The organism is Micromonospora sp. NPDC047793 (genome assembly GCF_040642635.1).
GTDB lineage: Bacteria > Actinomycetota > Actinomycetes > Mycobacteriales > Micromonosporaceae > Micromonospora.
Genome location: NZ_JBEYSG010000008.1, coordinates 148,192 through 168,852, shown reverse-complemented (window position 1 = coordinate 168,852; position 20,661 = coordinate 148,192). Strand labels below are relative to the sequence as shown.

General features: G+C 74.3%; 16 protein-coding genes. 11 read left to right on the top strand and 5 right to left on the bottom strand.

Annotation, left to right across the window (positions count from 1 at the left end):
* The first annotated feature begins 181 nt into the window (after window positions 1-181).
* The 3 genes from ABZ738_RS18165 (at window position 182) to ABZ738_RS18155 (ending at window position 4,981) form a co-directional block, all read left to right on the top strand.
* Complete coding sequence (locus ABZ738_RS18165; RefSeq protein WP_176092237.1) at window positions 182-2,002, top strand: GTPase domain-containing protein; 1,821 nt, start codon at window positions 182-184, stop codon at window positions 2,000-2,002.
* A gap of 5 nt (window positions 2,003-2,007) precedes the next feature.
* Complete coding sequence (locus tag ABZ738_RS18160) at window positions 2,008-3,687, top strand: GTPase (protein ID WP_176092236.1); 1,680 nt, start codon at window positions 2,008-2,010, stop codon at window positions 3,685-3,687.
* 73 nt (window positions 3,688-3,760) lie between these two features.
* Window positions 3,761-4,981: a hypothetical protein gene (locus ABZ738_RS18155; protein ID WP_131057778.1), complete on the top strand. Its 1,221-nt coding sequence runs from the start codon at window positions 3,761-3,763 to the stop codon at window positions 4,979-4,981.
* Between the two features lie 5 nt (window positions 4,982-4,986).
* Here the strand turns inward: ABZ738_RS18155 and ABZ738_RS18150 are convergent, their stop codons facing one another.
* A complete protein-coding gene (locus ABZ738_RS18150) occupies window positions 4,987-5,928 on the bottom strand; it encodes a hypothetical protein (RefSeq protein ID WP_176092235.1) in 942 nt (313 codons plus the stop codon).
* Window positions 5,925-6,986: an SPFH domain-containing protein gene (locus ABZ738_RS18145; RefSeq protein WP_176092234.1), complete on the bottom strand. Its 1,062-nt coding sequence runs from the start codon at window positions 6,984-6,986 to the stop codon at window positions 5,925-5,927. The genes ABZ738_RS18150 and ABZ738_RS18145 overlap by 4 nt, the downstream gene beginning before the upstream one ends.
* A gap of 74 nt (window positions 6,987-7,060) precedes the next feature.
* Between ABZ738_RS18145 and ABZ738_RS18140 the strand changes: the two genes are divergently transcribed.
* The 8 genes from ABZ738_RS18140 (at window position 7,061) to ABZ738_RS18105 (ending at window position 18,144) form a co-directional block, all read left to right on the top strand.
* Entirely contained in the window at window positions 7,061-7,765 is a 705-nt protein-coding gene (locus tag ABZ738_RS18140; protein ID WP_131051343.1) for an NUDIX domain-containing protein, read from the top strand.
* Between the two features lie 67 nt (window positions 7,766-7,832).
* The gene (locus ABZ738_RS18135) at window positions 7,833-8,624 is read left to right on the top strand and encodes a hypothetical protein (protein ID WP_357214516.1); all 792 of its coding nucleotides are present in this window, start codon (window positions 7,833-7,835) and stop codon (window positions 8,622-8,624) included.
* Between the two features lie 639 nt (window positions 8,625-9,263).
* Window positions 9,264-10,439, top strand: coding sequence for a pyruvate dehydrogenase (acetyl-transferring) E1 component subunit alpha (pdhA, locus tag ABZ738_RS18130; protein ID WP_131054131.1), 1,176 nt, complete (start codon window positions 9,264-9,266; stop codon window positions 10,437-10,439).
* Window positions 10,439-11,428, top strand: a complete 990-nt coding sequence (locus ABZ738_RS18125) for an alpha-ketoacid dehydrogenase subunit beta (RefSeq protein WP_131054130.1) — start codon at window positions 10,439-10,441, stop codon at window positions 11,426-11,428. Before pdhA ends, ABZ738_RS18125 begins: the two co-directional genes overlap by 1 nt.
* A 5-nt stretch (window positions 11,429-11,433) precedes the next feature.
* Window positions 11,434-12,888 carry a dihydrolipoamide acetyltransferase family protein gene (locus tag ABZ738_RS18120; RefSeq protein WP_131054134.1) on the top strand — a complete coding sequence of 485 codons (1,455 nt, stop codon included), beginning with the start codon at window positions 11,434-11,436 and terminating at the stop codon, window positions 12,886-12,888.
* Between the two features lie 212 nt (window positions 12,889-13,100).
* Complete coding sequence (locus tag ABZ738_RS18115; RefSeq protein ID WP_162854370.1) at window positions 13,101-13,238, top strand: hypothetical protein; 138 nt, start codon at window positions 13,101-13,103, stop codon at window positions 13,236-13,238.
* Window positions 13,239-13,579: 341 nt separating this feature from the next.
* Window positions 13,580-16,207 carry a hypothetical protein gene (locus tag ABZ738_RS18110; RefSeq protein WP_176092231.1) on the top strand — a complete coding sequence of 876 codons (2,628 nt, stop codon included), beginning with the start codon at window positions 13,580-13,582 and terminating at the stop codon, window positions 16,205-16,207.
* Between the two features lie 101 nt (window positions 16,208-16,308).
* The gene (locus ABZ738_RS18105) at window positions 16,309-18,144 is read left to right on the top strand and encodes an NHL domain-containing thioredoxin family protein (RefSeq protein WP_357214511.1); all 1,836 of its coding nucleotides are present in this window, start codon (window positions 16,309-16,311) and stop codon (window positions 18,142-18,144) included.
* Between the two features lie 68 nt (window positions 18,145-18,212).
* Here the strand turns inward: ABZ738_RS18105 and ABZ738_RS18100 are convergent, their stop codons facing one another.
* Genes ABZ738_RS18100 through ABZ738_RS18090 form a run of 3 tightly spaced genes read right to left on the bottom strand, consistent with a single transcriptional unit; the run spans window position 18,213 to window position 20,615 of the window.
* Window positions 18,213-18,962 (bottom strand): 5-oxoprolinase subunit PxpA, encoded by a 750-nt coding sequence (locus ABZ738_RS18100; RefSeq protein ID WP_357214509.1) that lies wholly within the window; start codon window positions 18,960-18,962, stop codon window positions 18,213-18,215.
* A complete protein-coding gene (locus ABZ738_RS18095; RefSeq protein WP_131051724.1) occupies window positions 18,946-19,836 on the bottom strand; it encodes a biotin-dependent carboxyltransferase family protein in 891 nt (296 codons plus the stop codon). Before ABZ738_RS18095 ends, ABZ738_RS18100 begins: the two co-directional genes overlap by 17 nt.
* A 38-nt stretch (window positions 19,837-19,874) precedes the next feature.
* Entirely contained in the window at window positions 19,875-20,615 is a 741-nt protein-coding gene (locus tag ABZ738_RS18090) for a carboxyltransferase domain-containing protein (RefSeq protein ID WP_176095604.1), read from the bottom strand.
* Between the last annotated feature and the right edge of the window lie 46 nt (window positions 20,616-20,661).

The window sequence follows — 20,661 nt, the reverse complement described above, 5'->3', positions numbered from 1 at the left end:
GCCCCCCGTCGCCCTGACCGGCGGTGTCGCCCACAGCGACCCCACCTCAAGTTGAGTGAACGTGACTCAATAGTGCCACGCCCCCCGGAATCGTCAAGTCGAGGTTGAGTCGGGTTGGCGCAAGTCACCGTTCGATACCGACTGGTTGTCTTACCTTGTGTCGGTCGGGCACGCTTTAGCGGTGACGACGAACGGCGATTCCGCCTCACCTTTCGGCACGCCCGCCGTCGCAGCCCGCACCGGCTCCACCGGCGGGGAGGACCGGCCCGCGGCAATCGGGGACGACGCCCTGCCCGCCGTGCTGGCCAGCCTGCGGGCCGCGATCGGAACGGCGCGATTCCCGCTGGTCCTGCCCTCGGCGGAGCCCGCCGGACGGACGGCCGCCGCTCTCGCCGACCAGCTCGACGACTACCTGCTGCCGCGGCTCTCCCGCCTCGACGCGCCGCTGCTCGTGGTGGTCGGCGGTTCCACCGGCGCCGGCAAGTCGACCCTGGTCAACAGCCTGGTCCAGGCGCGGGTCAGTGCCGCCGGGGTGCTGCGCCCGACCACCCGCTCGCCGGTCCTGGTCTGCAATCCGGCCGACTCGCCCTGGTTCCGTCGCGGCGAACTGCTGCCCGGGCTGACCCGCACCAACCAGCCCAGCGACGACCCGCGTTCGCTGCACCTGGTCACCGCCCCGGCCCTGGCCCCCGGGCTGGCGTTCCTGGACGCTCCCGACATCGACTCGGTGGTCGACGCCAACCGCGCGCTGGCCAACCAACTGCTCGCCGCCGCCGACCTCTGGCTCTTCGTCACCACCGCCGCCCGGTACGCCGACGCCGTGCCCTGGGAACTGCTGCACGGTGCGCGGGCCCGGGGCGCGGTCATCGCGCTGGTCCTCGACCGGGTGCCCGCCGAGGCCACCGACGAGGTCGCCGCCCACCTCGCCGAGATGCTGGCCGAGCAGGATCTCGGCGCGGCGCCGCTGTTCGTCCTGCCGGAGACCTGGGTCGACGGCCAGGGGCTGCTGCCGGACCGGGTCACCGCGCCGTTGGCGGACTGGTTCGCCCGGCTGGCCGCCGACGCGGACGCCCGCGCGGCGGTGGTCCGGCAGACCCTCGGCGGCGCGCTGGCCGCGCTGGCGCCGTCGGTCGAGAGTCTGGCCGTCGCCGCCGACGAGCAGGTCACCGCCGCCGACGCTCTGGACGAACGGGTGCTGGCCGCCTACCGGGCGGCGAACCGGATGGTCGAGCAGGGTCTGCGCGACGGACGGCTGCTCCGGGGCGAGGTGTTGGCCCGGTGGCAGGAGTTCATCGGCACCAGTGACCTCTTCCGCAGCCTGGAGGCGCGGATCGGACGGCTGCGTGACCGCCTCACGGCGGCGTTCAGCCGACGCCCGGCCCCGGCCGTGGAGTTGCGCGACGCCATCGAGTCCCAGTTGACGACGTTGCTGCGGGGCGTGGCCGCCGAGGCGGCCGAGCACGCGTACACCGGGTGGAAGGCGCATCCGGCGGGTGCCGCACTACTCACACCGGATCTGGCACACCACGCGGCCGACCTGCCCGAACGGGCCGAGCGGCTGGTCCGGGACTGGCAACGCGGGGTGCTGGAACTGGTCCGGGCCGAGGGCGGTGACCGGCGTTTCGTGGCCCGTACGGCGGCGTACGCGGTCAACGCCACCGGGTTGGCCGTCATGATCGCGGTGTTCGCCTCGACGGCGTTCATCCCGACCGGCCTGGAGGTCGCCACCGGGGCCGGGACCACCGTCGCCGGGCAGGCCGTACTCCAGGCGATCTTCGGCGACCAGGCGGTGCGGACGCTGGCCGCGAAGGCTCGGGAGGACCTGCTGGACCGGGTACACGCGCTGCTCGACGAGGAGGCCGCCCGATACCTGGACCGGACCGACCAGGCCCGGCCGGCGGCCCGGCACGCGACGGCGCTGCGCGAGGCGGCCGCTCAGGTGGAGGCGGCCCGGACGCGCAGCGGCTTCGCCACGGACGATCGCAGTGGGGCGGCGGCGTGATGGGCATGGGGGGACGCCTCCGCGAGGCGTTGCGGATCAGCGACGGACGGGTGGACGCGGACCAGTTGGTCGCCCGCCTGGAGGCGGTGCACCGCTTCCTCGGCCTGGTCGACGGATACCTGCCGGACACCCCGTTGAGCCCGGCACGCACCCTGGTGGAGCGGGCCGGCACCCGGTTGTCGCTCTCCCGCGACCACACCGTCGTCGCGCTGGCCGGGGCGACCGGCAGCGGCAAGTCGAGCCTGTTCAACGCGATGGCCCGGATGGACCTGTCGCCGGTCGGGGTACGCCGTCCCACCACCGGCGTGACCCACGCCTGCGTGTGGGGTCCGCTCGACGGCGGCACCCGGCTGCTCGACTGGCTCGGTGTGCTGCCCAAGCACCGCTTCGTGCGGGAGAGCCTGCTCGACGGCGACGACGAGTCCACCCTGCACGGGCTGATCCTGCTCGACCTGCCGGACTTCGACTCGGTGCAGCACTCGCACCGCCTGGAGGTGGACCGGCTGCTCGGCCTGGTCGACCTGGTGGTCTGGGTGGTCGACCCGGAGAAGTACGCCGACCGGGTGGTGCACGCCGCCTACCTGCGCGAGTTCCAGCGGCACCGGGACGTCACGCTGGTCGTGCTCAACCAGGCCGACCGGCTGCCCCCGGCCGAGGTCCCCCGGGTGCTGGCCGACCTGCGCCGGCTGCTCGACGCGGACGGGCTGGACGGGGTGCCGTTGCTGGCCACCACGATCGTCGACCCGAGCGGCCCCGAGGTGCTGCGGGCGGAACTGGAACGCACGGTCGTCGAGCGGCAGGCGGCACTGCGTCGACTCACCGGCGACCTGGACGCGGTCGTCGACGCGTTGGACGGGATGGTCGGGGCACCCCGGTCGGCCCTCCCGGCCGACGATCCGGCGGTGGCCAAGCTGGACCGGGCGTTGAGCGCGGTGGCCGGGGTGCCGACCGTGCTCAGTGCGGTCGAGCAGGCATACCGGCACCGGGCCGCGTCGCGCACCGGCTGGCCGCTGGTGCGGTTCTGGCGGCGGCTGCGACCCGATCCGCTGCGTCGGCTGCACCTGCCCGGTCCGCAGCCCGTCGCGGACGATCCCGAGCGGGCTCTGGCCGCCGCGACGTCCGTGCCCGAGCCCGGTGCGGCCGACAAGTCGGCGCTGGCCCTGGCACTGCGTACGGTGGCCGAGCGGGCCGGGGAGGGGTTGCCGAGCGCCTGGCCGGCGGCGGTGAGCGCGGCGGCCCGCTCGCGCCTCGCCGACCTGCCGGACGCGCTGGACCACGCGCTGGCCGGCACCGACCTGGGGGTGAGCCGTCCCCGCACGTGGTGGCGTCTGGTCGGCGGGTTGCAGTGGGTGGTGACCGTCGCGGCCGTGGCCGGGTTGGGCTGGCTGCTCCTCGGCTACGCGCTGCGGATCCTGGGGCTGCCCGAGCTGGAGCATCCGATGGTCGGCGAGGTGCCGGTGCCGACGCTGCTGCTGCTCGGCGGGTTGCTGGCCGGGCTGTTGCTGGCCGCCCTGACCCGACCGATCAGCCGGTGGGCCGCCGGCCGGGCGCGCCGCCGGGCCGAGGCCCGGCTGACCAGGGCGATGAGCCAGGTCGGCGAGGAGTACGTGCTGTCGCCGGTGCGTGCCGTCATCGCCGCGCACGCCGACGCCCGCACCGTGCTGGAGGTCGCCCGGCACCGCTGAGCGCCGGCGCCCCGGCCACGCCGGTCGGTTGGCTCGGCACCTGCCCGCGCGAGCGGCGGCGTAGTGTCGGGTCATGGCCACGCCACAGACCCCCTACGACGCGGTGCTGCACGCCGCTCGCGACGTGACCAAGCTCGATACGGCGCTGGACGCGGAGATGCTCGGCGCGGCGCTGCTGGGCAGCGTCTACGAGGTGGCCGAGACCGACCGAGAGACGGCGATACGCGAGTTCGTGGGCGGGTTCCTCGCCGCCACCTCGCGACGACGGACCGCCGCGGCGACCACCGTCCGCGCGGTCTTCGCCGCCCTGGTCCCGGACGCCACCGGCGCCGACCGGGTACGCCCGGGCGCCACCGCACCGGCCTGGTCCGGCCAGCTCGGCAAGGTGCACCTCACCGGCACCTGGGCGTACGGCGACGTGTACGGCGACCAGACCTCCTACCTGGCCACCTTCGCCTACGACGACGCCACCGGCGGCCCGGAGCACGCGCTGGTGGCCCTGGTCGACCACAACATCGGCATCACCAAGGACGTCTTCGTCGGCGGGCCGGCCGCGCGGATCCTCGACCAGGTCCGGCAGCTCTGCGCCGACGACGAGCTGACCTGGTTCCGGGAGGAGGACCCGACCCGGATGCGTGCCGAGGTGGGCCGGCACCTGGCGGTGACCGACGGTCTGGGGCAGTTGCCCGGCGCGGGCTCGCTGGCCACCGACCGTGCCCTGGTCGGTGCCCGACTGGCGGTGCTACCGGCCACCCCGTCGGCACCGGATCGGGGCGACGGCGAGCCGCTGTCGGAGGCCGAGCGGTCCGACCTGATCCGGCGTTTCCTGGCCTCGCCGGAGGCGGCGCAGGCCGGGTTGGACACCATCGACGGCGGGGATCTCGCCTCCCTGCACTTCTGCCTGGGCCTGCTGCTCGACCACGCGGCCACCTTCCCGGACGCCGACCCGCTGCGGTGGAGCCCCACCGTGGCCGGGCTGTTCCTGCTCGACTGGGTGCACCGGCGGGCCGTGTTGGACATGGACGACGCGGCGATGCTGCCCCGGGTGTTGCGCGCCTTCACCGCGTACGCGGCCCGCAAGCGGGGACTGCCGCAGTCGGGGGCGAGCGCGACGGACACCGCGATCGAGGAGATGGTGCCGGAGTTCGTCCGGCTCTATGCCACCGGTGAGCGGCGCAGCCCGGCGACCGCCGCCGTCGCCCAGTTGATGGCCGACGGCGTCGACCCGGACGACCCGGCCGCCCTGGACGCCTGGATCGAGGCGAACCGGCACCGTCTCGCCGACGACGGCTGACCGCCTCACGGCTCGACCAGGGTGAGTCGGCGGGGTGCGACGTCGACGGTGAGGCGCTGCCCCCAGTCGAGCGTGAGCCGGTCGGCCTCCAGCCCGTCGGCGAAGACCACCAGACCGTCGGACTCGGCGGTCAACTCCAGCCGGTCGCCGTCGTCGAGGCGGCCGGCGGTGAGACTCACCCCGGTCACCGGGGACGGCCACGCCTCCCGGACGAACCAGCACAGGGCCGCCTCCTCCGGCGCGGGTGGGCGCGGCGCCCCCGGACGGTCCCGCGCGATGGACGCGCACCAGCCGGTCGCGCCCGTACCGCTGCCCACCACCACGCCGGAGGAGGAGTGCCGTTCCCGGCGCTCCCGCCCCTCCACGGGCACCGAGAGCAGGTAGCGGGCGGACTGGTGGGAGGCGTGGCCGACGTACACCTCGTTGAGGCCGAGAAGCTCCTGGCCGTCGTCGAGCGCGGCGCGGACCATCGCCCGGGAACGGGTCGCCGCGCGCTGCGCCGCCACCGCCGGCAGCAGCGCGGCCAGCCCGTCCGCCCGGTGCCGGACCAGCACCCCGGCGTTGCGGCCCGGCTCCGGGTCGACGCCGATGACCGGCTGCCCGGTCAGGTACTTCGCCACGTTCGCGACCAGGCCGTCCGGCCCGACGGCGACGACGACGTCCTCCGGCGCGAAGAGGAAGCGCGGCAGGTCGTCGCGGTCCACCGCGCCGCGTCGCCAGTCGGCCGGCACGGCGGCACCGACCGTGGTCAGCGCCGCCGCCAGTGCCTCGTGCCGGTCGATCACCTCGGTGAGCGACCGTCCCCGGGCGGCCAGGTACCACTCGGCGGCGGCCCGGGTGCCGTGCCGGGCCAGCAACTCGTCCAGCTCACTGCGCCGGCTGACCACCACCACCCGGGGGGCCAGCCCCGGCCCGGCCCACCCGTCGGGCCCCCGACCCGCGCTCATCGGCCCGGTGCCAGCCGGCCGAGCAGGTCGGTCAGCATGTCCGGAGTGACGGTGAGCTGACCGATCTGCGGCAACTGACCAGCGAGTTCCCGGACGGTCAGGGCCCGCAGCACGTCCGGCGGCAGCTCCGCGTACGCGGCCAGCCGGGCCGCCTCCGCCTCGGCCTCGGCGTGCCCGACGACGCGTACGCCCTCGGCCTTGGCGGCGGCCAGCAGCCGGTCCTTCTCGGCCTCGGCGGCGGCGAGCACCCGGGCCCGGTCGGCGGCAGCGGCGTCGGCCACCTTGTCCCGGTCGGCCCGGCCCTGGGCGGCGGCCAGCTCGGCGGCGGCCTCCAGCTCGGCCCGGCGGTGGGTGTTCGCGCCGTGCTGCTCGACGAGCTGCTGCTCGCGCCGGGCCAGCTCGATCTTGTTCTGGAGTTCGTTCTCGGCGATCGCGCGTTCCTGCTCGACGGCCTGTGCCCGGCGGGCGTACGTGGCCCGGTCGGCCTGGACCTGCACCGCCTCCCGGGTGGGGGTCTGTAGGGCGCGTTCCAGCTCCGGCTCGGGCCGGATCGCCACCACCCGGGCACTGACCACGGCCACCCCGATGTCGGCCAGCCGTGCCTCGGTGGCCAGCGCGTCGGAGACCGCCTCGCGGACCGGTGCGACGGTGGTCAGCGCCTCGGCCAGCGGCACCCGGGCGAGCAGGTCGAGGGCGGGTTGCTGGGCCAGCTCGGCGAGCAGGGTGGCCACCTGGTCCAGCGGGCGGGCCCGCGCCCTGCCGGTGCGCGGGTCGACCGAGAAGTCGAGCCGACCGGCGGCCAGCGCCGGGTCGGCGACCCGGTAGGTGACGGTGGCCTGCACGGTGATGTCGGCGAAGTCGCCGGTGCGGGCGTGGAAGAGCAGCGGCAGCTCGCGGTCGTCCACCGGCACCTCGCTGAGCACGGCGCGCAGCGGGCGGTACCAGAAGGACTGGCCCACTCCCTCCCGGCGGACCCGACCGCCCACGTGCAGACGCACCCAGCTGGTCGGGGTGCCGCGCAGGTGGCGCAGGAACAGTCGCCTCGTCACGTCGGCCATGACTCTCGCCTCCCTTTGTCGTCTACACGACGATAAAGGGTCTGCTACTTTGTCGTCAAGGTGGTGATAAAGAGATGGCCGAGTACCCGCCCTTCGCGGTGACCGCAGACCTGGTCGTGCTGACCGTGCGCGCGGAGCAGCTCTGCGTCCTGCTGGTCCGACGCGGCATCGAGCCGTACCTGCACAGGTGGGCGCTGCCCGGCGGGTTCGTCGGGATCGACGAGGACCTGGCCGCCGCCGCCACCCGGGAACTGGCCGAGGAGACCGGCCTGGCCGAGCCGGCCGGACACCTGGAGCAGCTCGGCACGTACGGCCGTCCCGGCCGGGACCCGCGCGGCCGGGTCGTCACCGTGGCCTGGCTGGCGCTCCTGCCCGACCAGGCCACCCCGGTGGCCGGCACGGACGCCGCCTCGGCCGACTGGTTGCCGCTGGCGCGCCTCTCCCCCGGTCAGCTCGCCTTCGACCACGAGCGGATCCTGGCCGACGGGCTGGAACGGGCTCGGGCCAAGCTGGAGTACACCCCGCTGGCCGCCGCGTTCTGCCCACCCGAGTTCACGGTGGCGCAGCTCCGGGCGGTCTACGAGACGGTCTGGGGGACATCCCTCGACCCGCGCAACTTCCACCGCAAGGTGACCAGCACACCGGGCTTCCTGGTCCCGGTCGGCCGCTCCACCGAGGGCGAACGCGGCCGACCGGCCCAACTGTTCCGGCGCGGCCCGGCCGCGATGCTGTACCCGCCGATGCTGCGACCCGACCCACCCCGCACCAGCAGGGGCTGACGCCTCCGGTCCTCAGCGCCCGGACCCGGGCCCGGCGGTCTCCGGCGTACACCCGTGCGCCTCAGACGTGCGACGCCCCCGCAGCCGGATCCGGGCACGCGACCGGGCACTGTCGTTGCCGCCGGAGGGCGGCAGCACCGGTCCGGGCAGCAGGCGGGACGGCGGGGCCGTCGGATCGGCCGGGTCCTCCGAGGTGGGACCGGCCGACGGCGGGTCACCCGAGGTGGTCGGGCCGCCCGAGGGCGGGTCACCCGACTCCGTCGGGCCGCCCGAGGCGGTCGGATCGGTCGAGGCGGTCGGGTCGGTGGACTCCGACGGGTCCGGCGTGGTGCCCGGGTCGGTGGAGATGCTCGGATCGGCCGAGGTCGTCGGGGAGGACGGCGCGTCGGTCGGCGACGGCGAGGGCGACGGCGAGGGCGAGGGCGAGGGCGAGGCGGTCGGCGGCGACGGGCTCGGCGAGGGGGTGGGCCTCGGCGTACGGCTCGGTGCCGGGATGGGTGCGGGCACCGGGGCCGGCGTGGTGGCGGGCGGTCGGGGCGCCGGGATCGGAGCCGGCGGCGCGGGACGGTGGCCCGGTGGTGGCGCGAACGGCAGGGCGGCCGGCATCGGGAGCCGATCCGGCCCGGGGTCGCCCGGCGGGGTGGTCGGGCCGACCGACGGCAGCGCGGGTACCCCGGTCGTCGGGGTGCCGGCGGGCGGCGGCGGGATCACCACCGGGCCGACCGAGGGCGTCGGGATGAACGGCGGCGTGCTGCTGCCCGGCAGTGCGGTGCTGCCGACCGTCGCCGAGCCGGTGCTGATCGCGGCCAGCACCGGCATCGAGGCCGTCCCGGCGAGCAGCGCCACGGTCAGTAGGTAACCCCGCGTCGGCGTTGCGGCTCGCGCGGCACGGTGGGCGCCCACCACCCGGCGGTAGCCGCCGGGTGCCCGGTGCCGGCCGAGGATCGGCCCCCCGGGCCCCTCACCTGGTTCGGACACCACGCACTCCTCGTCGTCGACCCCTGGCCGGGGCCGTCGACGCGGCCCCGGCGGACCGCCTGAGCTGCTTCGGAGGCCCGCGCGACCAGCGTGGTTCAGTGACTCTGCGTCAGCCAACCCCACACCGCGTGTCGACACGCTTATCTGCCCGAATGGTGGCAAACCATCACCGGATCGGTCGCGCGTCGTTCGACCCGGCACTCCGGTATTTCAGGTAACGAAGCGGACCCGTCCTGAGACGCGGGGCAGGTGGAGTGTGGGACGACTCACCTCTGATGCGAATATGGAGCCACGACGGCAGCGCAGCCGGGACCTCCGCGCACCCACGCGGTAGGCGCGACTGGGCGTCGGCGCTCCCGAACCGGGTTCGGTCAAGAATCCGGCTCACGCCGCGCGGCAACCCCCACCGGGGCTGAGCGTGGCCGCCAGGAACCGATCCCGGCACCAGCCGGGGCCGGCGCACGAGTCGCGCGGCCGGGTGACCCCCCGGTGCCGACGCAGACACGACAGGGAGAGACGGATGGCAAAGGGCGACCCCGGGGCCGGCCCCCGCGGCCGGCGAGCCGCACCCCGATCCAGGAAAGCCGCGACCGGCGACCCGGAACTCGTACAACTGCTCACCCCCGAGGGTGCGCGCGTCGACAGTGTGACCGGCCCGGACGGCGTCGAGTACCGCGTCGACTTCACCGACGAGGAGTACCGCGGCCTCTATCGCGACCTCGTGCTGGTGCGGAAGCTGGACGCCGAGGCGACGGCCCTGCAACGTCAGGGCGAGTTGGGCATCTGGGCGAGCCTGCTCGGCCAGGAGGCGGCCCAGGTCGGCTCCGGTCGGGCGCTGCGCACCCAGGACATGGCGTTCCCGACCTACCGCGAGCACGGCGTGCTCTATTGCCGGGGCATCGACCCGATCATGCCGCTGAGCCTGTTCCGGGGAGTCGACCAGGGCGGCTGGGACCCGAACGAGTTCAAGTTCAACATGTACACGATCGTCATCGGGGCGCAGACCCTGCACGCGACCGGGTACGCCATGGGCGTCGCGATGGACGGCAAGACCGGCACCGACGACGGCGAGGCGGTCATCGCGTACTTCGGTGACGGCGCCACCAGCCAGGGCGACGTCAACGAGTCGTTCGTCTGGGCCGGCGTGTTCAACGCCCCGCTGGTGTTCTTCTGCCAGAACAACCAGTACGCCATCTCCGAGCCGCTGGAACGGCAGACCCGCATCCCCCTGTACCGGCGCGCCGCCGGCTTCGGCTTCCCCGGCATCCGGGTGGACGGCAACGACGTGCTGGCCACGTACGCGGTGACCCGGCACGCGCTGGACAACGCCCGGCACGGGCAGGGCCCGAGCCTGATCGAGGCGTACACCTACCGGATGGGGGCGCACACCACCTCCGACGACCCGACCCGCTACCGGATCGCCAGCGAGGTCGAGGCCTGGCAGGCCAAGGACCCGATCGCCCGGGTGAAGGCGTTCCTGGAGCGCGAGCAGATCGCCGACGCCGGCTTCTTCACCGAGGTCGACGAGCAGGCCCGTCGCGAGGCCGTGGATCTGCGGGAGCGAGTGCTGGCCATGCCGGACCCGGAGCCCACCACGCTCTTCGAGCACGTCTACCCCAACGGTTCGCCGCTGCTGGACGAGCAGCGTGCGGAGTTCAGCCGGTACCTGGAGTCGTTCGAGGGGAGCGCGCACTGATGGCCACGGAGACGCTCACCCTCGGCAAGGCCCTCAACACCGGTCTGCGCCGCGCCCTGGAGAACGACCCGAAGGTCGTCATCATGGGCGAGGACGTCGGCAAGCTCGGCGGCGTCTTCCGGATCACCGACGGATTGCAGAAGGACTTCGGCGACCAGCGGGTCATCGACACCCCGCTGGCCGAGTCGGGCATCATCGGCACCGCGGTCGGTCTGGCCATCCGCGGCTACCGCCCGGTCTGCGAGATCCAGTTCGACGGCTTCGTCTACCCGGCGTACGACCAGATCGTGTCGCAGGTGGCGAAGATGCACTACCGCTCGCGCGGCAAGCTGAACATCCCGATGGTGATCCGGATCCCGTTCGGCGGCGGCATCGGCGCGGTGGAGCACCACTCGGAGTCGCCCGAGGCGTACTTCGCGCACACCGCCGGGCTGAAGGTCGTCTCCTGCGCCAACCCGCAGGACGCGTACGTGATGATCCAGCAGGCCGTCGCCTCGGACGACCCGATCGTGTTCCTGGAGCCGAAGCGGCGCTACTGGGAGAAGGGGCAGGTCGACCTGGACGCCCCGCTGTCCGAGGCGTACCCGCTGCACTCGGCGCGGGTGGTCCGGTCCGGCAGCCACGTCACCCTGCTCGCGTACGGCCCGATGGTGCGGACCTGCCTGGACGCGGCGACCGCCGCCGCCGAGGACGGCCGCGAGCTGGAGGTCATCGACCTGCGCACGCTCTCCCCGCTGGACCTCGGCGTGGTGTACGAGTCGGTGCGGCGCACCGGCCGCGCGGTGGTGGTGCACGAGGCACCGTCCAACGTGGGCCTCGGCGCGGAGATCGCGGCTCGGATCACGGAGGAGTGCTTCTACTCACTGGAGTCCCCGGTGCTGCGGGTTGCCGGCTTCGACACCCCCTACCCGGCGGCCCGGGTGGAGGAGGACTACCTTCCCGACCTCGACCGGGTGCTCGACGCCGTCGACCGCTCCTTCGGCTGGTGAGCGACATGTCCCGGATCAAGGAGTTCAACCTGCCCGACCTGGGCGAGGGCCTGACCGAGGGCGAGATCCTCGGCTGGCTGGTCAAGGTGGGCGACACCATCGAGCTGAACCAGCCGATCGTCGAGGTGGAGACCGCCAAGGCGGCGGTGGAGATCCCGGCGAAGTGGGCCGGTCAGGTGCACGCGATCTTCCACCCGGAGGGCACCACGGTCGAGGTCGGTGCGCCGATCATCGCGATCGACACCGACCCGGGCGCCGGGCCGATCGCGTCCTCGACGACCGGCGCGCCCGCCGACGACCTGCCCACCCCCTCGGCGGCCTCGCTGGCCGCCGTCGAGGTGGCACCCGCCGAGGGCGCGGTGGAACCGGGCCTGATCGGCGGCCCGGCACCGGGCGGCCGGACCGCCGTCCTGGTCGGATACGGCCCACGGACCACCACGGCCAAACGCCGTCCCCGCAAGGGCGTCGTCCCGGCGCAGGCCACCGCCGCCCCGGTCGCACCGGCACCGGTCACGCCCGTGGCGGCTCCGGTGGCGCCGGCCCCGACGGTGAACGGCAACGGTCGGCTCGCGGGTGCGGTGCTGGCCAAGCCGCCGGTGCGCAAACTCGCCAAGGACCTCGGCGTGGACCTCGCCACCCTGACCGGGTCCGGGCCGTCGGGTTCGATCACCCGCGAGGACGTGCAGCGGGCGGCGGCACCGGCCGCGGCGGAGCCGCTCACGGTCAGCGCCCCGGGCACGGCGGCGGCGAGCTTCGGCGCCGACCGCGAGCAGCGCATCCCGGTCAAGGGGGTACGCAAGCTCACCGCCGAGAACATGTCCCGGTCCGCGTTCACCGCACCGCACGTCACGGAGTTCCTGACCGTGGACGTGACCCGGGCGATGAAGGCGCTGGACCGGCTGCGCGGGCGGCGGGAGTGGCGGGACGTACGCGTCTCGCCGTTGCTGCTGGTCGCCAAGGCGGTGCTGCTGGCGGTCAAGCGGCACCCGATGGTCAACTCGACGTGGGCCGGTGACGAGATCGTCGTCAAGGAGTACGTCAACCTCGGTATCGCGGCGGCCACCGAGCGGGGCCTGATCGTCCCGAACGTCAAGGACGCCGGTCGACTCACGCTGCGCGAGCTGGCCGACGCGTTGACCGGCCTGGTGCAGACCGCCAAGGCCGGGAAGACCTCGCCGGCCGACATGTCCGGCGGCACCCTGACCATCACCAACGTCGGCGTGTTCGGGGTGGACACCGGTACGCCGATCCTGCCGCCGGGTGAGTCGGCGATCCTGGCCTTCGGTGCGGTCCGGGAGATGCCCTGGGTGCACAAGGGCAAGGTCAAGCCGCGTCTGGTCACCACGCTCGGCCTCTCCTTCGACCACCGCATCATCGACGGTGAGCTGGGTTCGAAGTTCCTGCGCGACATCGGCGACTTCCTCGCCGACCCGGAGGCGGCGCTGCTCGCCTGGACCTGATCGGCGCCACGACGGCCGGTGTGCCACGGGTGAACGCCCGGCACACCGGCCGTTGCCGTTGGTTGACGAAACCCTCTTCACAGAAGGCAGTCGACCTATGATTCGTAGGCTGGTGGCTCAGCTCACCTTCTAATCGCTGGAATTTGCGCCCTGCGTGCGGTTGAATAGAGGCATCGAGGGGCCGACAACCGAATAGCAGGAGGAGAACCCCCATGAGCATGATCGAGCGAATCCGTAGCCGCCGCGACGCCAGCCGCCGCGCCCGTGCCATCGAGCGGGCCCTGCGTTCGGCCAACTCGCCCGCGGTCCGTGACGAGATCCTCGTCATCGCCCAGCGTCACATGCACTGACGCCACACGACGTTAACCACCTCCTCCAGATCGACGACCCGCCCGGGTGACCCGGGCGGGTCGTCGGCGTTCGACCGGCCATTGACACCGGGATACCGCCCCGCCGCAGCGCCCGGTACGGTGGGGCACGGTCGTCGTCCACGGCCGAGAGAGGTCGAGGCGATAGAAGCACCTCGACACCGATCGACAACGGACGGTGACGACGAACGCTCCCCGGGAGCCCATCGGCGGCCACCGGGATACGGTGCGGGGAGCCGGCACGGCCGGCACGCCGGCACCGCCGGCTGCCCTGCCGAGACCATCGGCGACGGCGGCCGACATGTGATGGAGGAGGGGCACACATGACGTCCGAGGGCCCGCACCGCCCCGGCCAGGAGCCGGACGAGGCGCCGCCGGGCGGCGGACCGGCGCCATACGGCGACCGATCGGCTCAGCCGGACGGCGGGTACGGCGCAACCGCCCCCGACCTCGGCTGGGCACCCCCACCGCCCGCGCGACCCGACGCACCCGCGCCTTCCTGGGCGAACCAGCAGGGCACCCAGTGGGGCAGCGCGCAGGCGACCCGACAGGCGGACTCCCCGCCCCCCGGCAACTGGGACCAGGCTCAGCAGCAGTGGCCGGGCCAGGCCGAGCAGGCCCCACCGGCCTGGGCGACGCCCGCCGCGCAGTCCACTCCGGACCAGCCCGCCTGGGCCACCGGCGGACAGCCGAACCCGGCCTGGGGCGCCCCCGCCACATCGGACGCCCCCCAACAGCCGGAGTGGACGCCCCAGCAGCCCGCGCCCCACCAGCCCACGTCCGGGCAGCCCGACTGGGCCACCGCCCAACCGACCTCCGGCCAGCCGACCTCCGGCCCGGCCAACGGCTGGGGTGCCGGTCAGCAGCCGGAGTGGGCCACCACGCCACGAGGCGACGACCACACTCCGGGCTGGGCCGCCACGGCGACCCCGCCCGAGCCGGCCCAGCCCGACTGGGCGCCGGCCGACCCGCCGGCACCGGTCCGCGCCGAGCCGCCGGCCCGGGCCACCGCGCAGGTGCCGACGCCCAACCTGGCACCGCACCAGCCCGGCGTCGACGAGCCGGGCCGACCCGGCGCGTGGCAGCCCGAGCAGCAGGAGCAACCCGCCTGGGCCACCGGCCAGCAGCGCGAACCCGCCGCCGGCTGGCCCGGCGACCAGCAGGCCGAGAGCTGGCACCCGGGCGGTGACCGGCCGGCGCAGCCCGACTGGGCCACCCCGCACCCGGAGGCACCAGCCGACTGGGCGGGCACCCGGGCGGCAGCCGAGGAGCGGCCGCAGTGGTCGACGCCGCCTCAGGAGCAGTCCGCCCCGGCGTGGGCCCCGTCCGAGCCCGCCACCGGATCGGCCCGCCCCACCGACGCCGGTCCGCCCCCGACCTGGGCACCCGGTGGAGAACCGCTGCCCTCGCGTACCGCCGCCGACCGACCCGGGCTGACCGACGTGCAGCCGTGGGCGCCCGGCGAGGCGTGGGGCAACAGCGGCGCGGCGGAGGCCGGCTCCGACCGGGCCGACGTCGAGCCCGCGACGGGTCGGGCCGGAGACGCTCCGATCTACCAGCCCGCGCCGGCCCCGGGCATCTCCCCGAACAACATGCTGCCGTTGCCGCCGCAGGAGCAGCGCGTGCCCGGTGCCAGCCTGGCCGCCGGGCCGCCCGCCGACTACGGCCAGCCGGCGGCGTACGGCGTCGACCAGTCCGGACCCACCAGCCACCCCGGGGACCAGCAGGGCGGCGGCGTGGCCTGGGGTCAGCCCGAGCCGCGGTACGACGACCCGCAGGCCTCGGCCGCGCCGGTCATACCCGCGCCCCGCACCTCCCCCGAGGCCGACTGGTCCGCCCCGCCGACGGCCGCCGCCGGTGGGGTCTCCGCGAGCGCGTCGGTGCCGCTGGCCAGCCGGGTGACGCCGCCCGCCGACCACCCGCCGCACCCCGCCGGGCCGCCCGCCCCGCAGTCGCGGGTGTACGGCCGCCCCGCCCGCTCCGAGTCCGGCGAGTCGACCCCGGAACGGGACGAGCCGCCGGCACCCCGGTTCGACCAGAACCCGGAGCCGCACTTCGCCGACCACGAGCCGCCGGCCGGCGGGCCGGGCTCCTACTCCGGATCGGCTGCTCCCGGCTCCCCGGCGGCTCCGCCGGCCTTCCCGGCGGGGATGCCCTCCTTCGCCGACTCTCCGCCGACCAACCGTCCGGTCAACGGCACCAAGCCGCACCCGGAGCCGGAGCGTCCCGCCGACCCGTTCGGCGGCCCGCCCGGTGGCGACCGCTTCGGCGGCCACCCCGGTGGCGACCCGTTCGGTGGACCGGGTGCCGCTCCGTCCTTCGGTGGCGCACCCGGTGACCGCTTCGGCGGTCAGGGCAACGACCCCTTCGGCGGTCCGCCCGGCGGCGACCGTTTCGGGGCTCCGGGCGGCGAGCCCTTCGGCGGCCCGTCCGAGCGTTCGGGCGGCACCTACGGTGCCAAGCGCCCCGAGCCGGGCGCCGACCACACCGCGGCGTTCCCGCCGCCGGGACAGTCGCCGCCGCCGTGGGGCGCGAACGCCGGCACCGGTTCCGGTCCGTCCGACCCGGACCAGAGCCGCTTCGACTCCTTCAAACCGGTGGCCGAACCGGCTCCGGAGACTCCGGTGCCGAAGGTCCGCAACGGTCGGGTCCTCGCCGCAGTACTGGTCGCCGCCGTGCTCATCCTGGCCATCCCGCTCGGTCTGCTGCTGCTCCTCGGCAAGATCGGCGGATCGAACGAGGCAGGGGCCTTCGACCCGGCGGTCGGCACCTGCGTCAAGCGGTCCGGCAACAGCGCCGTCGAGGCACAGTGCGGCGACAACGAGGCGTTCACGGTGGTGTCCAAGGTCGAGACGAAGGACAGCTGCCCCGACCCGACCATGCCGCTGGTGGAGCTTCGCGGCGTCTCCTCGAACCCGTTCCTCTGCCTGAAACCGGCGACCGGGAGCTGACCACGTCACACCGAGGGCGGGGCACGATCACCGTGTCCCGCCCTCGGTGTTCGTGTGCGCGGACGACACCGAGGTCCAGCCGGTAGGGCACGATGGGGTGCATGAGTGCACGCGTACGGGCACCCGAGCTGCGGGGCCGGGCCTGGCTGAACACCGGCGGCAAGGACCTGGGTCTGGCGGATCTGCGGGGTCGCATCGCCGTCCTGGACTTCTGGACCTTCTGCTGCATCAACTGCCTGCACGTGCTGGACGAGCTGCGTCCACTCGAGGAGAAGTACGCCGACGTCCTCGTCGTGATCGGCGTGCACTCGCCCAAGTTCGAGCACGAGAAGGACCCCGACGCCCTCGCCGCCGCCGTCGAGCGGTACGGCGTGCACCACCCGGTGCTCGACGACCCCGAGCTGGACATGTGGCAGCAGTACGCGGCCCGCGCCTGGCCGACCCTCGCCGTGGTCGACCCGGAGGGGTACGTGGTGGCCACCATGGCCGGCGAGGGTCACGCCGAGGGGCTGGCCCGGCTGATCGACGACCTGATCGCCACCCACGAGGCCAAGGGCACCCTGCGCCGGGGCGACGGCCCGTACGTGCCACCGGCCGAGCCGCGGACGACGCTGCGCTTCCCCGGCAAGGCGGTGGCCCTGCCCGGCGGTGGCCTGCTCGTGTCGGACTCGGCCCGGCACCGGGTGGTCGAGCTGGCCGACGACGGCGAGACCGTGACCCGCACCATCGGCACCGGGAGCCGGGGTCGGGGCGACGGACCGGCCGAGGCCGCCACCTTCTCCGAGCCGCAGGGCCTGAGCCTGCTGCCCGAGCACGTCGCCGAGGTCGCCGGTTACGACCTGGTGGTCGCCGACACCGTCAACCACCTGCTGCGCGGCGTACGGCTCGCCACCGGCGAGGTGGTCACCGTGGCCGGCACGGGTCGGCAGTGGCGTTCCACGGTCGACGACCACGCGCACGACGCGCTCTCCATCGACCTCTCCTCCCCCTGGGACCTCGCCTGGTACGACGACCGGATCGTCATCGCCATGGCCGGCATCCACCAGCTCTGGTGGTTCGACCCGATCAAGCGCACCGTCGGCATGTACGCCGGCACCACCGTGGAGGCACTGCGGGACGGCCCGTTGGCCGAGGCGTGGCTGGCGCAGCCGTCCGGGCTCTCGGTCTCCGCCGACGGCACCCGCCTCTGGGTGGCCGACAGCGAGACCAGTGCCGTCCGGTACGTCGAGAACGGCATCCTGGGTACCGCCGTGGGTCAGGGGTTGTTCGACTTCGGTCACGTGGACGGCCCGGCGGCGCAGGCGCTGCTCCAGCACCCGCTCGGCGTCTGCGCGCTGCCCGACGGGTCGGTGCTGATCGCGGACACCTACAACGGTGCGGTACGCCGCTACGACCCCGCGACCGACCAGGTCTCCACGGTGGCCACCGAACTCGGCGAGCCGAGCGACCTGGTGCTCACGCCCGACGGGGCGGTGCTGGTGGTGGAGTCGTCCGCGCACCGGATCACCCGGTTGGCCCCGGGTGCGCTCTCGGCGGCCGGGGCGGACACCGTCGACGGCCCCCGGCACCGCACCGAACGCAAGCCGACCGACCTGGCCGCCGGGGAGGTCGTGCTGGACGTCGTCTTCACTCCGGCGCCGGGGCAGAAGCTGGACGAGACGTACGGTCCGTCGACCCGGCTGGTGGTCTCCGCGTCACCGCCGGAGCTGCTGGTCGAGGGGGCGGGCACCGGCAGCGAGCTGTCCCGCCGGCTGGTGATCGACGGCGCGGTGACCGACGGCGTGCTCCAGGTGACCGCCCAGGCGGCGACCTGCGACGCGGACGTGGAGCACGCGGCCTGCCACCTGACCAGGCAGGACTGGGGAGTTCCGGTGCGGGTGGTCGCCGACGGCCCCACCCGCCTGCCGCTGGTGCTGCGCGGCATGGACGCCGGCTGACTGCGGTGAAAGGAAGGGCCCCTTGTTAACGCCTGCGGTATAGCAGGGGACCCCTGCTAACAAACCTCTCAGCCGAACGCGGTCGGCGTCACTCCGGCATCGATGAGTGCGGCGCGGACGAGTTCCGCGGCGGCCACCGCGCCGGGACTGTCGCCGTGCAGGCAGATCGACTCGACGACACACGGGATCGCGCTCCCGTCCACGGCCGTCACCGCCCGCTCGGTGGCCATCCGCACCGCCCGGTTCGCCACCTCCTGCGGGTCGGTGACCAGGGCGTCGGGCGAGGTACGCGGCACCAGTCGACCGTTGGGCAGATAGTTGCGGTCCGCGAACCCCTCGGCCACCACGCGCATCCCGGCGCCCTGGGCGAGTTGGGCCAGCACCGAGCCGGGCGGGCAGAGCAGCGGCAGGTCCCGATCGAAGTCGTCGACCGCCGCGACGATCGCTGCCGCCGGCATCTCCTCGCACGCCGCCGCGTGATAGAGCGCCCCGTGCGGCTTCAGGTAGCGGACCCGGGTGCGGTACGCCCGGCAGAACGCCTGGAGCGCGCCGAGCTGGTAGAGCACCTCGTCGCGCAACTCGGCGAACTCGTACGCGATCGCCCGCCGGCCGAAACCGGCGAGGTCCCGGTAGCCGACCTGCGCACCGATCGCCACGCCACGCTGCGCCGCCGTGGCGCAGACCCGGCGCATCGTGGGCGCGTCCCCGGCGTGGAAGCCGCAGGCGACGTTGGCGGAGGTGATCAGATTGAGCAGAGCCTCGTCGTCGCCGAGGGGCCAGATACCGAATCCCTCACCGAGGTCAGCGTTCAGGTCCATGAAACCTGACCGTAGTGCCTGGACGGGCCTGCGCGAGTGGGGTCACGTCGTCCACCACCGCGATGACCGGATAGCCACCGGTGGTGGGATGGTCGGCGAGGAAGACCAACGGTTGGCCGTCCGCCGGCACCTGCACCGCGCCGAGGACGATGCCCTCGCTCGGCAGTTCCCCGGCCGCCGCGCGGGGCAGCGGCGCACCGGACAGCCGCGCACCGACCCGGTTGCTCAACGGACTCACCTGGTACGCCGTGCCGAGCAGCCGGTCCAGCGCGACCGGGGTGAACCAGTCATGCCGTGGGCCGAGTCGCACCGTCAGGTGCAGTTCCGCCGGGAACGGCGGTGGCACCGTGAAGTCGACCGGCGCGGGTGGATCCGGCACGACACCGAGCGGCAGCAGATCGCCGTCGCGCAGTGGTGCCGGTCCGAGCCCGGCGAGCGTGTCCGTGGCGCGACTGCCCAGCACCGGGTCGACCGCGATGCCCCCGGCCACCGCCAGCCAGCACCGCAGACCCCGTCGGGCGGGACCTGTCCGGAGCACCGTTCCGCCCGGTACGGCCAGCGGGCGTCCGGTGTCGCCGGGCCGCGTACCGATCCAGATGTCCGCCTCGGCACCCACCACCGCGACCGTGGTGGCCCGGTCCACCCGCAGGTCGCAGCCGGTCAGCGTGATCTCCAGTCCGGCCGCCGACTCCGGATTGCCGACCAGCCGGTTGGCCAGCCGCAACGCCGCCGGGTCGAGCGCACCGGAACGCGGCACCCCGAGATGGGCCCATCCGACGCGCCCCTGGTCCTGCACCGTGGTCAACGCCCCGGCCCGCAGCACCTCGATCTCCCCTCGCAGTGACACCGCCGGTACACCGCCTGCGAGCGGCATCCCACCGGTCACGGCCGGCGTAAGCGGCGGTCCGCCGGTCATGCCTGCACCAGCCGGACGCGGGTACCGGGCGTCAACAGAGCGGGCGGATCGGCCGTCACGTCGAAGAGGGTCAGCCCGGTCCGTCCGACCAGCAGCCAACCGCCGGGCGAGGCGGTCGGATAGATTCCGGCGTACGGCCCGGCCAGCCCGACCGCACCAGCCGGAACGCGGGCACGGGGTGTGGCCAGCCGGGGCACCGCCAGTCCGGCGGGTAACCCGGTCAGATACCCGAATCCGGGCGCGAAGCCGCAGAACGCCACCCGGAACTCGGTCTCCCGCAGCCGACGTACCACCGCCGGCACGTCCACCCGCCAGAGTTCGGCGACCCGAGGCAGATCCTCCCCGTCGAAGCTGACCGGTACCTCGACCACCCCACCACCCCCGCCCCACCCCGCCGCATCCGCCATCGCGGCCTCACGCTCCATCGCGGCCTCACCGCGTCGATCATGGAGTGGTGGTCGATAGCCTGTCCTGTTATGTGACTCTTTGTCCCCACCACAACTCCATGATCGACGCGGTGCAGTGGGGGTGTCCGCGCCGGGCGCGGGCGCGAGGCCGGGCGCGGGCGCGGGCGCGGGTCGGAGGGTGGGGGTCCAGTCGGCTATGCGGATGGCGGTTGCCTCAAGGTCCGGCACGCCGTCGAGCAGAACGGTCGTGGCCGCCGGGACGATCTCCTCGGCGACCAGGTCACCTCTATCGCGGCGACGCCACAGCTCGGCTCGCCACGCCTCCACCAGGTCGACGACCGTCCCGCCGCCAGTCGGGAATTCGCCCGCCGCGGAT

What these genes read in the sequence shown, in the direction of transcription:
- ABZ738_RS18160 (WP_176092236.1), top strand. Translation starts at nt 2,008, where the DNA reads ATGGGGGGACGCCTCCGCGAGGCGTTGCGGATCAGCGACGGACGGGTG.
- ABZ738_RS18155 (WP_131057778.1), top strand. Translation starts at nt 3,761, where the DNA reads ATGGCCACGCCACAGACCCCCTACGACGCGGTGCTGCACGCCGCTCGC.
- ABZ738_RS18150 (WP_176092235.1), bottom strand. Translation starts at nt 5,928, where the DNA reads ATGAGCGCGGGTCGGGGGCCCGACGGGTGGGCCGGGCCGGGGCTGGCC.
- ABZ738_RS18145 (WP_176092234.1), bottom strand. Translation starts at nt 6,986, where the DNA reads ATGGCCGACGTGACGAGGCGACTGTTCCTGCGCCACCTGCGCGGCACC.
- ABZ738_RS18140 (WP_131051343.1), top strand. Translation starts at nt 7,061, where the DNA reads ATGGCCGAGTACCCGCCCTTCGCGGTGACCGCAGACCTGGTCGTGCTG.
- pdhA (WP_131054131.1), top strand. Translation starts at nt 9,264, where the DNA reads ATGGCAAAGGGCGACCCCGGGGCCGGCCCCCGCGGCCGGCGAGCCGCA.
- ABZ738_RS18125 (WP_131054130.1), top strand. Translation starts at nt 10,439, where the DNA reads ATGGCCACGGAGACGCTCACCCTCGGCAAGGCCCTCAACACCGGTCTG.
- ABZ738_RS18120 (WP_131054134.1), top strand. Translation starts at nt 11,434, where the DNA reads ATGTCCCGGATCAAGGAGTTCAACCTGCCCGACCTGGGCGAGGGCCTG.
- ABZ738_RS18115 (WP_162854370.1), top strand. Translation starts at nt 13,101, where the DNA reads ATGAGCATGATCGAGCGAATCCGTAGCCGCCGCGACGCCAGCCGCCGC.
- ABZ738_RS18110 (WP_176092231.1), top strand. Translation starts at nt 13,580, where the DNA reads ATGACGTCCGAGGGCCCGCACCGCCCCGGCCAGGAGCCGGACGAGGCG.
- ABZ738_RS18105 (WP_357214511.1), top strand. Translation starts at nt 16,309, where the DNA reads ATGAGTGCACGCGTACGGGCACCCGAGCTGCGGGGCCGGGCCTGGCTG.
- ABZ738_RS18100 (WP_357214509.1), bottom strand. Translation starts at nt 18,962, where the DNA reads ATGGACCTGAACGCTGACCTCGGTGAGGGATTCGGTATCTGGCCCCTC.
- ABZ738_RS18095 (WP_131051724.1), bottom strand. Translation starts at nt 19,836, where the DNA reads ATGCCGCTCGCAGGCGGTGTACCGGCGGTGTCACTGCGAGGGGAGATC.